The sequence below is a fragment of the Streptomyces beijiangensis genome (assembly GCF_017315755.1).
Taxonomy (GTDB): domain Bacteria; phylum Actinomycetota; class Actinomycetes; order Streptomycetales; family Streptomycetaceae; genus Streptomyces; species Streptomyces beijiangensis.
The window spans coordinates 1-12,997 of sequence record NZ_JAFLRJ010000366.1 but is presented as its reverse complement, the minus strand read 5'-3'; the positions used below and the strand labels follow the sequence as shown (position 1 = coordinate 12,997).

Annotated in this window: 11 protein-coding genes; 3 read left to right on the top strand and 8 right to left on the bottom strand. The window is 68.2% G+C overall.

Annotated elements, in window-relative coordinates; genetic code table 11:
- Window positions 1-188: 188 nt before the first annotated feature.
- Complete coding sequence (gene gabT / locus J0695_RS31090; RefSeq protein ID WP_206967701.1) at window positions 189-1,520, top strand: 4-aminobutyrate--2-oxoglutarate transaminase; 1,332 nt, start codon at window positions 189-191, stop codon at window positions 1,518-1,520.
- A gap of 116 nt (window positions 1,521-1,636) precedes the next feature.
- Entirely contained in the window at window positions 1,637-2,458 is an 822-nt protein-coding gene (locus tag J0695_RS31085; RefSeq protein ID WP_206967698.1) for a phosphatase PAP2 family protein, read from the top strand.
- On the opposite strand, the gene J0695_RS31080 is transcribed toward J0695_RS31085, so the two are convergent.
- The 8 genes from J0695_RS31080 to J0695_RS31045 form a co-directional block, all read right to left on the bottom strand.
- On the bottom strand, window positions 2,409-4,205 hold the full coding sequence (locus J0695_RS31080) for a chitinase (protein WP_206967696.1): 1,797 nt from the start codon (window positions 4,203-4,205) through the stop codon (window positions 2,409-2,411). The two genes, J0695_RS31085 and J0695_RS31080, sit on opposite strands and share 50 nt — an antisense overlap.
- Window positions 4,206-4,295: 90 nt before the next feature.
- Window positions 4,296-4,772, bottom strand: a complete 477-nt coding sequence (locus tag J0695_RS31075) for a hypothetical protein (RefSeq protein WP_206967694.1) — start codon at window positions 4,770-4,772, stop codon at window positions 4,296-4,298.
- Between the two features lie 184 nt (window positions 4,773-4,956).
- Complete coding sequence (locus tag J0695_RS31070) at window positions 4,957-6,378, bottom strand: NAD(P)/FAD-dependent oxidoreductase (protein WP_206967691.1); 1,422 nt, start codon at window positions 6,376-6,378, stop codon at window positions 4,957-4,959.
- A gap of 24 nt (window positions 6,379-6,402) precedes the next feature.
- A complete protein-coding gene (locus J0695_RS31065) occupies window positions 6,403-7,212 on the bottom strand; it encodes an ABC transporter permease (protein ID WP_242553419.1) in 810 nt (269 codons plus the stop codon).
- Entirely contained in the window at window positions 7,212-8,132 is a 921-nt protein-coding gene (locus tag J0695_RS31060; RefSeq protein WP_206967689.1) for an ABC transporter permease, read from the bottom strand. The genes J0695_RS31065 and J0695_RS31060 overlap by 1 nt, the downstream gene beginning before the upstream one ends.
- A complete protein-coding gene (locus J0695_RS31055) occupies window positions 8,129-9,289 on the bottom strand; it encodes an ABC transporter ATP-binding protein (protein ID WP_206967687.1) in 1,161 nt (386 codons plus the stop codon). The genes J0695_RS31060 and J0695_RS31055 overlap by 4 nt, the downstream gene beginning before the upstream one ends.
- Window positions 9,290-9,335: 46 nt before the next feature.
- A complete protein-coding gene (locus J0695_RS31050; RefSeq protein WP_206967685.1) occupies window positions 9,336-10,586 on the bottom strand; it encodes an ABC transporter substrate-binding protein in 1,251 nt (416 codons plus the stop codon).
- Window positions 10,587-10,602: 16 nt separating this feature from the next.
- Window positions 10,603-12,108, bottom strand: coding sequence for a gamma-aminobutyraldehyde dehydrogenase (locus J0695_RS31045; protein ID WP_206967683.1), 1,506 nt, complete (start codon window positions 12,106-12,108; stop codon window positions 10,603-10,605).
- A 183-nt stretch (window positions 12,109-12,291) separates the two neighbouring features.
- Between J0695_RS31045 and ybiA the strand changes: the two genes are divergently transcribed.
- The gene (gene ybiA, locus J0695_RS31040) at window positions 12,292-12,846 is read left to right on the top strand and encodes a riboflavin biosynthesis intermediates N-glycosidase (RefSeq protein WP_206967681.1); all 555 of its coding nucleotides are present in this window, start codon (window positions 12,292-12,294) and stop codon (window positions 12,844-12,846) included.
- Window positions 12,847-12,997: the final 151 nt, after the last annotated feature.

Below are 12,997 nucleotides of genomic sequence, written 5' to 3'. Positions count from 1 at the left end.
ATCGCCGGACGGGCTTGTTTTTGCCCGGCCTGAATCGCATTGCTATTTCGCCCTCGCGGACAACGACACGCGTCCACCACTCCCGATCGGAGCATGCCCCGTCCCGGCTGCCGCCCCTAGCCTGCGAGAAGAAGCCAAGCGTCCGTTCCAGCCCGGTCACACCCCCCAGTCACCCCCAGGAGTCCCCCATGACCGCTCTCCCGCAGGAGCGACGCGTCGTCACCGCCATCCCCGGCCCGAAGTCGCAGGAGCTGCAGGCCCGCCGTACGGCCGCCGTCGCCAGTGGCGTCGGCTCCGTGCTGCCGGTCTTCACGACCCGCGCGGGCGGCGGCATCATCGAGGACGTCGACGGCAACCGGCTGATCGACTTCGGTTCCGGCATCGCCGTGACCTCGGTCGGCTCCTCCGCAGAGGCCGTCGTCCGCCGGGCCTCCGCCCAGCTGCAGGACTTCACCCACACCTGTTTCATGGTCACGCCGTACGAGGGTTACGTCGAGGTCTGCGAGCTCCTCGCCGAGCTGACCCCGGGCGACCACGCCAAGAAGTCGGCCCTCTTCAACTCCGGCGCCGAAGCCGTCGAGAACGCCGTCAAGATCGCCCGTGCGTACACCAAGCGCCAGGCCGTCGTCGTCTTCGACCACGGCTACCACGGCCGCACCAACCTCACCATGGGCATGACAGCGAAGAACATGCCGTACAAGAACGGCTTCGGCCCCTTCGCGCCCGAGATCTACCGCGTCCCGGTCGCCTACGGCTACCGCTGGCCGACCGGTCCCGACAACGCCGGCGCCGAGGCGTCCGCCCAGGCCATCGACATGATCAACAAGCAGGTCGGCGCGGAGAACGTCGCCGCGATCATCATCGAGCCGGTCCTCGGCGAGGGTGGCTTCATCGAGCCGGCGAAGGGCTTCCTGCCCGCCATCGCGCAGTTCGCGAAGGACAACGGCATCGTCTTCGTCGCGGACGAGATCCAGTCCGGCTTCTGCCGCACCGGCCAGTGGTTCGCCTCCGAGGACGAGGGCATCGTCCCCGACCTGATCACCACCGCCAAGGGCATCGCGGGCGGCCTCCCGCTCGCCGCCGTCACGGGCCGCGCCGAGATCATGGACGCACCGCACTCCGGCGGCCTCGGCGGTACGTACGGCGGAAACCCGGTGGCCTGCGCCGCCGCGCTCGGTGCGATCGAGACGATGAAGGAGCTCGACCTCAACGCGAAGGCCAAGCGCATCGAGGAGGTCATGAAGGCCCGCCTCTCCTCGATGCAGGAGAAGTTCGACATCATCGGCGACATCCGCGGTCGCGGGGCCATGATCGCGATCGAGCTCGTCCAGTCCGGCACCAAGGACCCGAACCCGGCGGCGACCGCGGCTCTGGCCAAGGCTTGCCACGCCGAGGGCGTGCTGGTCCTCACCTGCGGAACGTACGGGAACGTCCTCCGTTTCCTGCCTCCGCTGGTGATCGGCGAGGACCTCCTCACCGAGGGCCTGGACATCCTCGAGCAGGCTTTCGCGGGCGTCTGAAGCACTTCGCCACCCGTGGGCAACGGTCAGAGCGTGTGAAGACCCTGTGGGGGGCCGATGGCGGGATGGAGATCCGACTGTCGGCGGCCCTGTTCCCTGGCGTACGGTTTCTGCAGATGAGAGAAACACCCCGCTCGCAGGGGACTGCGAGCGACTCCAGGCAGGGGCCTCCCCAGTTCCAGCCTGGCCGTGCCTTCGCGCACACCACCGGAGCCTCGAGTTCCGGAAATCCTCACCGATCGGATGGCCGCCCGCCCCACACCCCCCGGGGCGCGCGGTACACCGATCCGGCCCTTCGCTCCGGAACAACCCCCCCTGATCCGGAGCGAAGGGCTTCTCTCATTTCTCCGCGCGCACTCTGCGTAGCGCTCCTCGCCGTTTTCGCGCTGATCACCTGGCAGGTCGCCGCCGACGGGCCGCTGCGCCGCCTCGACGAGAGTCTGGACCGCCATCTGGCCGGCCACGGCTCGCCCTGGCTGACCAACCTCCTGTCCGACTTCGGCAGTCCGAAGGTCGCCGTCCCCGTCCTCCTCACCTGTATGGCGTACGCGGCCTGGCGCGGATCCCGCGCCGAGGTGCTGGCGGCAGGCCTCACGATGGCGGTGACCCCGGCCCTGGTCGTCCCGATCAAGATCTGGACCGACCGCCCAGGACCGCTGACGACGGACACGGGCTACTTCCCCTCCGGTCACACGGCGACGGCGATGGTGGCCTACTTCGGCGCGGCGATGGTCCTCTCCCCGTATCTGAAGGGGATCTGGCGCACAGCGGCGATGGCCGCCGCCGGGTTGCTGACCACGGCGACGGCCATCGGGCTCCTGCTGCACGGCTATCACTGGCCGCTCGACGTGCTGGGCAGCCTGTGTCTGTGCGGGGCGCTGCTGGTGATCAGCTCCAGTTGTACGCGTCGAAGTTCTTCGAGAACTCCTGATTGTTGAACCGGTCCCAGTTGACCGACCACGTCATCAGGCCGCGCAGTGCGGGCCAGGTGCCATGGGTGGCGTACGAACCGCAGTTCGTCTTCTTCGTCAGGCAGTCCAGGGCCTTGTCGACCTCGGCGGGGGCCGTGTAACCGTTGCCCGCGTTCGTCGATGCGGGCAGGCCGATCGCCACCTGGTCGGGGCGCAGCGGCTGGAAGATCTTCGTCTGGTCGCCCGCCACCGGGAAGCCCGTCAGCAGCATGTCGGTCATCGCGATGTGGAAGTCCGCGCCGCCCATCGAGTGGTACTGGTTGTCCAGTCCCATGATCGAGCCCGAGTTGTAGTCCTGGACGTGCAGCAGGGTCAGGTCGTCGCGCAGCGCGTTGATGACCGGGAGGTACGCGCCGGCGCGCGGGTCCTGGCCGCCCCAGGGGCCCGATCCGTAGTACTGGTAGCCGAGCTGGACGAAGAAGGTCTCGGGGGCCATCGTCAGGACGAACTTCGAGCCGTACTTCGCCTTCAGCGTCTTCACGGCCGAGATCAGGTTCACCACCACCGGGGTGGTCGGGCTGCGGAAGTCCGTGTCACCGGTGTTGAGCGAGAGCGAGTGGCCCTCGAAGTCGATGTCCAGGCCGTCCAGGCCGTAGTCGTCGATGATCTTCGAGACCGAGGTGACGAAGGTGTCGCGGGCCGCGGTGGTCGTCAGCTGGACCTGGCCGTTCTGGCCGCCGATCGAGATCAGCACCTTCTTGCCCGCCGCCTGCTTGGCCTTGATGGCGGCCTTGAAGTCGGCGAGCGACTCCACGCCCGGGCATTCGGTGGCCGGGCAGAGGGAGTAGCGGATGTCGCCCGAGGTCACGGAGGTCGGCTCGCCGAAGGCCAGATCGATCACGTCCCAGGAGTCGGGTACGTCGGCCATGCGCGTGTAGCCGGAGCCGTTGGCGAAGCTGGAGTGGAGGTAGCCGACCAGGGCGTGGGCGGGCAGCGTGCCTGTGCCGCCGCCGCTCGTCGCGCCGGTGGTGGCCGTGACCGCCGCCGACTTCGGGGACTCGCCCGCCGTATTGGCCGCCGCGACCTGGAAGCTGTACGCGGTGGAGGGGGTCAGCCCGCCGACCGTAGTCGAAGTGCCCGTCGCCGTCGCGACCTTGGCGCCGTTGCGGTAGACCGCGTACGACGTCGCGCCGGTCACCGCACCCCACGACAGGTCGACCGTCGTGGAGGTGACCGTGCCCGTCCGCAGGCCGGTGGGGGCCGCGGGTATCTGCACCGGGGCGCCGCCGGGGCCCACGAGGCTGAGGTCGTCGGCGGAGTAGGCGGGGGTTCCGTACCAGCCGTGCGTGTAGATCTGCACCGATGTGGTGGAGGGGCCGGTCTTGAAGCTGGTGGTGAGCTGCTGCCAGCTGGTCGCCGACTGCGTCCAGGTGTTGACGTCCGTCGTCCCGGTGCCGGTCGCGCCGAGGTAGACGTAACTCCCCTGCACCCAGCCGCTCAGTGTGTACGTCGCGTTCGGCTGGACGGTGACGGTCTGCGCGCACTGGGCGTAGTCGCTGCCCGCGGGGGTCGCCCGGAGGGCGGAGGTGCCGCTGCGAACGGGCGATCCCACCGCGGAGCCGTTGCTGCAGCTCCATCCGTCCAGGCCCGCTTCGAATCCTCCGTTACGTAGCTGGTCCGCATCGGCGGCCTGCGAAGCCTGTGCCGTGGCGACGATTCCGCTTGCGGCCAGGGCAGCCGCAGCGAGCAAAGCCAGAAGTCTTGGGCGGTCCACAACTGCCTCCGGGCATGGGGGGATTGATGTGGTGGAGCGCGCCACAACATGGTCCAGACCAATCCGGTTGTCAAGACCTCTGGCGGGGCATCAGCCTCCGCCGGCCCCACCACCCCCGTCATTCCTGGCGATTTGGGACGCCGCCTCATGCATCGCGAGCTCCAGGAGCGCGGGATCGGTGAGCGTGCCGTTGCCGTCGGGGAGGACCAGCCAGCGCACCCCGCCCGTCGAACGGCCCGGGTAGGGGACCACGATCCAGGTGCCGCGGCCGGCGCCCCGCACCCCGGTGCCGATCCAGCGCGCGGCCGTCCCCGGGGGGACGAAGAAGCCCATCCGGGAGTCGCCGAAGTCGGCCAGGACCGGTCCTGGCCGGTCGATCATGCGAGTGAGGACATCCAGGGTCGGATAGCCGAGCTCGCCGGGGAGGATCAGTACGTCCCAGAGCCTGCCGGCGGGAAGGAGAGCGACCCCGAGCGGGTTGCGCTCCCATTCCCACCGGCAGGCGTCCGGATCCGGTGCCACCGATGCGAGCCACTCCACCGCGGTCTTTGTCTCCGAGCCACTCATCGCTCGGCCCTCCATCCAGTCCGTGTACGCGAAAAACGGTGCGTGCACTGGGTGAGAGCGCGGTGGGTGCGGATCATTACGCGGGTTTGGCTACTTGTTGGTAGTGAAGTGGGTCACACCATGATCAGTGGTTGTGCGCCCCGGGCGTGCAAGGGTCCGCGCACGTGCAAGGGTCCGCGCACGGTCAGGAGTCGAAGCCGAGGCCCAGCTTGTCCATCGACTTCAGCCAGAGGTTGCGCCGGCCGCCCTGGGCGTCCGACCTGGCCAGGGACCACTTGGTGAGGCCGATGCCCGCCCAGGCGAAGGGCTCCGGCGGGAACGGCAGCGGCTTGGTGCGCACCATCTCCAGAGCGGTGCGCTCGGTCCGTACCCCCGAGAGCAGATCCAGCATCACGTCCGCGCCGAAGCGCGTCGCGCCCACGCCCAGGCCCGTGTATCCGGCCGCGTAGGAGACCCGGCCGCCGTGCGCCGTACCGAAGAAGGCGGAGAAACGGGTGCAGGTGTCGATCGCACCGCCCCAGGCATGACTGAAGCCGACGCCCGCCAGCTGGGGGAAACAGGTGAAGAAGTGCTCCGCCAGCTTCAGGTACGTGTCGGGGCCGTGGTCGAGGTCGGCGCTCAGCCGGCCGCCGTACGGATAGACCGCGTCGTAGCCGCCCCAGAGGATGCGGTGGTCGGCGGTCAGCCGGAAGTAGTGGAACTGGTTCGCGCTGTCGCCCAGGCCCTGGCGGTTCTTCCAGCCGATGGACGCCAGCTGGTCGGCGGTGAGCGGCTCCGTCATCAGTGCGTAGTCGTAGACCGGCACGGTGTACGGACGGACCCGCTTGACCAGCGAGGGGAAGATGTTCGTGCCCAGGGCGACATGCCGGGCGCGGATCCTGCCGTACGGGGTACGGACCGCCATCCCCGCCCCCGAGGCGGCCAGGTCCAGGCCGCGGGTGCGCTCGTAGATCCGTACACCCAGATCCAGGCAGGCCCGCTTCAGACCCCAGGCCAGCTTGGCGGGGTGGAGCATCGCCACGCCCCTGCGGTCGTAGAGGCCGCCCAGGAAGGTCGGCGAGTCGACCTCCGCGCGGATCGCGTCCCGGTCGAGGAATTCCACGCCGGTGAAGCCGCGCTCGGAGATCTCGGTGTGGAACTCGCGCAGCTCGTCGACCTGGTGCGGCTGCGTCGCCACGTCGATCTCGCCGGTGCGCTCGAAGTCGCAGTCGATCCCGTACCGGGTGACCGCCTCCTCGATCGCGTCCAGGTTCTCCTCGCCCAGCTGCTCCAGCTGCTGGATCTCGCCCGGCCAGCGGGCGAGACCGTTGGCCAGGCCGTGGGTGAGCGAGGCGGCGCAGAATCCGCCGTTGCGGCCCGAGGCCGCCCAGCCCACCTCGTGGCCCTCGATCAGTACGACGTCACGCTGCGGGTCGCGCTCCTTGGCGAGGAGCGCGGTCCACAGCCCGCTGTAGCCGCCGCCGATGACGAGCAGATCGCAGGTCTCTTCGCCCGTGAGGGCAGGTCGGGTCTCGGGCTTTCCCGGGTCTTCCAGCCAGAACGAGACCGGACGGGCCTCGGCAAGGGACTGTGCAGCGGTAGTACGACGCATGGCGGCTGGGGCCATGTCTTCCAACTCCCTCAGGGGTTCTTAGGGCTTTGCGCTGTTCTTCTGCCGGCTGTTGCTGAGCAGCTGCGCGGCGAGGACCACCAGTACCGCAATGATGAACATTGCCGTGCCGATGACGTTGATCTGCACCGGCGTGCCGCGCTGCGCCGATCCCCAGACGAACATGGGGAAGGTCACCGTGGAGCCGGCGTTGAAGTTGGTGATGATGAAGTCGTCGAACGAGAGTGCGAAGGAGAGCAGCGCTCCGGCCGCGATCCCGGGGGCCGCGATCGGCAGGGTGACCCGTACGAAGGTCTGGACGGGACCGGCGTAGAGGTCGCGGGCCGCCTCCTCCAGTCGCGGGTCCATCGACATCACGCGCGCCTTGACCGCCGTCACCACGAAGCTCAGGCAGAACATGATGTGCGCGATCAGGATCGTCCAGAAGCCGAGCTGCGCGCCCATGTTGAGGAAGAGCGTGAGCAGCGATGCCGCCATGACGACCTCGGGCATCGCCATCGGCAGGAAGATCAGCGAGTTGATCGCGCCGCGTGCCCGGAATCGGAAGCGGACCAGCGCGAAGGCGATCATCGTGCCGAGCACAGTCGCGCCCACCGTCGCCCAGGCCGCGATCTGCAGCGACAGGGAGAGCGAGTCGCACATGTCGGCGACTCCGCAGGGATCCTTCCAGGCGTCCAGGGAGCCCCTCTGCCAGGCGTAGTTGAAGCGCCCGTTCGGCTTGTTGAAGGAGAACACCATCACGACGATGTTCGGCAGGATCAGATACGCGAGCGTGATCAGGCCCGCGATGGTGATGAGATTGCGTCGGAGCCAGCGCAGCGGGATCGACATCAGACCAGGTCCTCCGTTCCGGCGCGGCGGATGTAGACGGTGACCATGACCAGCACGATCGCCATGAGGATGAAGGAGAGCGCGGCCGCCGTCGGATAGTCGAGCACGCGCAGGAACTGCGACTGGATGACGTTGCCGACCATCTTCTGGTCGGTGGAGCCGAGCAGTTCGGCGTTCACATAGTCACCGCTCGCCGGGATGAAGGTCAGGAGCGTCCCGGAGACGACACCCGGCATGGAGAGCGGAAAGGTCACCTTGCGGAAGGTGGTCGCCGGGGTGGCGTACAGATCGCCCGCCGCCTCGTGCAGCCGTCCGTCGATGCGCTCCAGCGAGGTGTAGAGCGGCAGGATCATGAACGGCAGGAAGTTGTACGTGAGCCCGCAGACCACCGCCATGGGCGTGGCCAGGACGCGGCTGCCCTCGGTCCAGCCGAGCCAGCTGGTGACGTCCAGGACGTGCAGCGTGTTGAGCACGTGCACCACAGGACCGCCGTCCGCCAGGATCGTCTTCCAGGCGAGGGTGCGGATCAGGAAGCTGGTGAAGAAGGGTGCGATGACCAGGATCAGCACCACATTGCGCCAGCGGCCCGCCTTGAAGGCGATGAGATAGGCGAGCGGGTAGCCCAGGATCAGGCAGAGGACCGTGGCCGTCCCCGCGTACAGCAGGGAGCGGATGAACTGCGGGTAGTACTCCTTGAAGGCGTCCCAGTAGGTCTGGAAGTGCCAGGTGACCTGGAAGCCCTTCTCCAGGGAGCCCGTCTGCACGGAGGTCGACGCCTGGTAGACCATCGGCAGCGCGAAGAAGATCAGCAGCCAGATGATGCCGGGCAGCAGCAGCCAGTACGGGACGAGCTTGCGCCGGAGCAACGGCTTGCGCAGAGGGAGTTCGGCGGCGGGGGGTGTCTCCGCGAGCGTCGTCACGCCGCCTCCTCCGTCCCCGCGGAGCCCACTGTCCCTGCAAGCATGGACTGAGCCGCGTCCAGACCGAACGTGTGCTCGGGGTTCCAGTGCAGGACGACCTCGGCGCCGGGCACCAGGCGGGCGTCGCGCTCGATGTTCTGTGCGTACACCTCCAGCTCGGGGCAGACCGGGCTGTCGATCACGTACTGCGTGGAGACACCGATGAAGCTGGAGTCGGCGATGCGGCCCGTGATGCGGTTGCGGCCCTCGGGGATCTTCGCCGCGTCGTCCGCGTGGGCCAGGGAGATCTTCTCCGGGCGTACGCCGACGAGCAGCTTGCCCCCGCTGCGGGTGGGGGTGGACGTCGAACATCGTCCGGCGGGCAGGTGCAGCTTGGCGCCGGAGGCCGTCACCGTGATGTCGGAGCCCGCTTCGAGGACCTCTGCCTCTATGAGGTTGGAGGTGCCGAGGAAGTTGGCGACGAAGGTGGTGTTCGGGTTCTCGTACAGATCGGCGGGCGCACCCAGCTGCTCGACCCGGCCGCCGTTCATCACCGCGACCGTGTCGGCCATGGTCATGGCCTCCTCCTGGTCGTGGGTGACATGGATGAAGGTGATGCCGACCTCGGTCTGGATGCGCTTGAGCTCCAGCTGCATCTGACGGCGCAGCTTGAGGTCGAGCGCACCCAGCGGCTCGTCGAGGAGCAGGACCTGCGGGTGGTTGATGAGCGCACGGGCGACGGCGACGCGCTGCTGCTGGCCGCCGGAGAGCTGGTGCGGCTTGCGGTGGGCGAAGTCGCCGAGCTGGACGAGCTCCAGCATGTCGTCGACCTGCTTCTTCACGGACTTGATGCCGCGCCGGCGCAGACCGAAGGCGATGTTCTCGGTGACGTTCAGATGCGGGAAGAGCGCGTAGGACTGGAAGACGGTGTTGACGGGCCGCTTGTACGGCGGCAGGTCGGTGACGTCCTTGTCGCCGAGGAAGACCGTCCCGGTGGTCGGGTCCTCCAGTCCGGCGATCATCCGCAGCGTGGTGGTCTTGCCGCAGCCCGATGCGCCGAGCAGGGCGAAGAAGGAGCCCTGCGGGACGGTCAGTTCGAGGGGGTGCACCGCGGTGAAGGAGCCGTAGGTCTTGCTGATCCCGGTGAGACGGACGTCGCCGCCTGAGGTGTCTGTCATGGGTTGCGATCCCAGAGTCTTGAGGAGGGGAAGAGGGGGATGGGGCTCAGGTGCCGATGAGCTTGGCGAACTTCTCTTCGTACGCCGTCTCTTCCTTGCTCGAAAGCGAGCGGAAGGCATGCGACTTCGCTGTCATCGCCTTGTCGGGGAGGATCAGCGTGTTGGACGCGAGCTCCGGGTCGATCTTGGCGAGTTCGTCGTGCACCCCTTCGACGGGGCAGACGTAGTTGATGTACGCGGCGAGCTGGGCTGCGACCTTGGGCTCGTAGTAGTAGTCGATCAGCCGCTCGGCGTTGCGCTGGTGGCGCGCCTTCGCCGGGACGAGCAGATTGTCCGAGGAGGTCAGATAACCGGCCGACGGGATCGCGTACTTGATGTCCTTGTTGTCGGCCTGCAGCTGGATGAGGTCACCGGCCCAGGCGACACAGGCGGCCAGGTCGCCCTTGTCGAGGTCCGAGGTGTAGTCGTTCCCGGTGAAGCGGCGTATCTGCTTGCTGTCGACGCCCTTCTGGAGGCGGGCTATCGCCCCGTTGAAGTCGTCGTCGGTGAAGGTCGCGGGGTCCTTGCCCATGTCGAGCAGGGTCATCCCGACCGTGTCGCGCATCTCGGTGAGGAAGCCGACGCGGCCCTTGAGCGCGGGGTCGTCGAGCAGCTGCGAGATGGAGTCGATCTTCTTCCCGCCGGTCGCCTTCACGTTGTACGCGATGACCGTGGGGATGCCCGTCCAGGGATACGAGTAGACGCGGCCCGGGTCCCAGTCGGGGCTGCGGAACTGATCGGAGAGGTTGGCGTACGCGTGCGGGAGGTGTGACGCGTCCAGCTTCTGGACCCAGCCGAGCCGGATCATACGGGCGGCCAGCCAGTCGGTGAGGACCATCAGGTCACGGCCGGTGTCCTGGCCGGCCGCGAGCATCGGCTGGATCTTCCCGAAGAACTCGACGTTGTCGTTGATGTCCTCGGTGTACTTGACCTTGATCCCGGTGCGCTTGGTGAACGCCTCCAGGGTCGGGCGGTGCTTCTCGTCGTCGCTGACGTCCATGTACTCGGTCCAGTTGGAGAAGTTGATCACCTTCTCCTTGGCCGAGTGGTCGTTGGAGGCCGATACGGCATCGTTCTGCCGCTTGGCGGCGGGGATGCCGCAGCCGCTGAGCGCTGCCAGACCGCCGACGCCCAGGGCGCCCGCGCCCAAGGCGCGCAGCAGCGAACGGCGGGTGAGGGCACCCCTGCCGTTGCGCAGACTGCGCTGCATGGCGGCCAGTTGGGCGGGGGAGAGACGCTCGGTCTCGTGCTGCTCCATGGGCTGCGCCCTTTCTTTATCGGTCCCCGAAGATCGTGCGGTGCCAGTCCTTGCGGGCGACCGCGGTGTTGTCGTACATCACGTGCTTGACCTGTGTGTACTCCTCGAAGGAGTACACGGACATGTCCTTGCCGAAGCCGCTGGCCTTGTAGCCGCCGTGCGGCATCTCGCTGAGGATCGGGATGTGGTCGTTGACCCACACACAGCCGGCCTTGATCTCGCGGGTGGCGCGATTGGCGCGGAAGACATTGCTCGTCCAGGCGGAGGCGGCGAGACCGTAGGGGGTGTCGTTGGCGAGCTCGATCCCTTCGTCGTCGCTGTCGAAGGGGAGGACCACGAGGACGGGGCCGAAGATCTCGGACTGGACGATCTCGCTGTCCTGGGCGGCATCGGTGATGAGCGTGGGGAGGTAGTAGGCGCCGTCGTTCCCGGGCGCCTTGCCGCCGGTGACGATCGTGGCGTACGCACGTGCGCGCTCCACCATGGCGGCGACGCGGTCGCGGTGGGTGTGGGAGATCAGCGGACCGAGGTCGGTGCCGGGGGCGAAGGGGTCGCCCACACGGACGCTCTCCATGAGCTCGGCGACGCCGCTCACGAAGGCGTCGTAGAGGGGGCGCTGGACATAGGCGCGGGTGGCGGCGGTGCAGTCCTGGCCGGTGTTGATGAGGGATCCGGCGACGGCACCGTGGACGGCGGCCTCCAGGTCGGCGTCGTCGAAGACCACGAAGGGGGCCTTGCCGCCGAGCTCCAGATGGATGCGCTTGACGGTCGCGGTGGCGATCTCGGCGACGCGCTTGCCGACTGCGGTGGATCCGGTGAAGGAGGTCATGACGACGTCGGGGTGCGCGACGAGGTGCTCGCCCGCCTCCTTGCCGCTGCCGGTGACGATGTTGACGACACCGTCCGGGATGCCGGCCTCGGTGGCGGCCTGGGCGAAGAGGAGCGAGGTCAGCGGGGTGATCTCGGCGGGCTTCAGCACGATGGTGTTGCCCGCGGCGATGGCCGGGAGGATCTTCCAGGCGGCCATCTGGAGCGGGTAGTTCCACGGTGCGATGGAGCCGACGACGCCGATGGCCTCGCGCCGTACGTACGAGGTGTGGTCGCCGCTGTACTCCCCTGCGGACTGGCCCTGGAGATGGCGTGCGGCGCCTGCGAAGAAGGCGGCGTTGTCGACGGTGCCGGGGACGTCGAACTCCGTGGAGAGCTTGACGGGCTTCCCGCACTGCAGGGACTCCGCGTACGCGAACTCCTCTGCGCGCTCGGCGAGTACGGCCGCGAACCGGTGCAGCGCATCGGAGCGCTCGCCCGGGGTGGACCCCGACCAGCCGGGGAACGCCGCGCGGGCGGCGGCGACCGCGGCATCGACGTCGGCGGGCGAGGCGAGTTCGTAGGTGTAGACGGTCTCGCCGGTGGCCGGATTCACCACGTCGTGCGTACGGCCCGAAGTGCCGCTCCTCAACTGTCCGCCGATGTACTGTGCGCCGGCCGCGAAGCGGTCCTGCACCTGGAAGCGGTTGTCCATCGTGCTCTCCGTGCTCTGCGTAGCTCAAGCTCGATTTGAGTGCCGATCCTGACAGAGGCACAGTTCGCCAACAAGTGATTCCGTTGTTGCCTTTTGGTTACGCGACGGATTCGGTCGACCATGTGTCGCGTCAGCCTGGAAATCCACGACGGAGTGTCCGTGGCGGCTGCCAGACTCGCGTGCATGGGGAAGACCGGGAACATCGAGGAACTGACGGCGCAGGTCAGCGCGGGCGCAAAGATCAAGTATCTGCACTTCTGGGGGCACACCCCGAGGGCGGACGGAGTGCTGAGCACGAGCTGTCTCAGCCAGTGGTGGCCTTCGCCGTTCACGGCGGACGGAGTGGAGTACGCGACGGCGGAGCACTGGATGATGGCGTCCAAGGCGCGGCTCTTCGGGGACGCGGCGGCCGAGCGCAAGGCCGTGGCGGCGGCGAACCCGGCGCTGGCGAAGAAGGCCGGACGCCTGGTCCAGGGCTTCGACGACGCGGTGTGGGCGCGCGAGCGGTACGGCATCGTGGTCGAGGGCAGCGTGCACAAGTTCGGCGCGGACGCGGGGCTGCGGGACTATCTGCTGGGCACGGGCGACCGGGTACTGGTGGAGGCGAGCCCGATGGACCGCATATGGGGGATCGGGCTGGCGGCGACGGACGAGCGCGCCCAGGACCCGGCGACATGGCGGGGGCTGAACCTGCTGGGGTTCGCACTGATGGACGCGCGAGGTCGGCTGCGGGGCTAGTCAGGGGTGCGTCGGCGAGGCCCGGCCTCCGGACGCCCCCACCCGTAAGCGACCTTCGGCCGCTTGTCCTCAATCGCCGGACGGGCTTGAAATTGCTGATGTCGCCCGCACCTGAAAGCTCACATCGGCAAAATCAAGCCCCTCCGGCGAT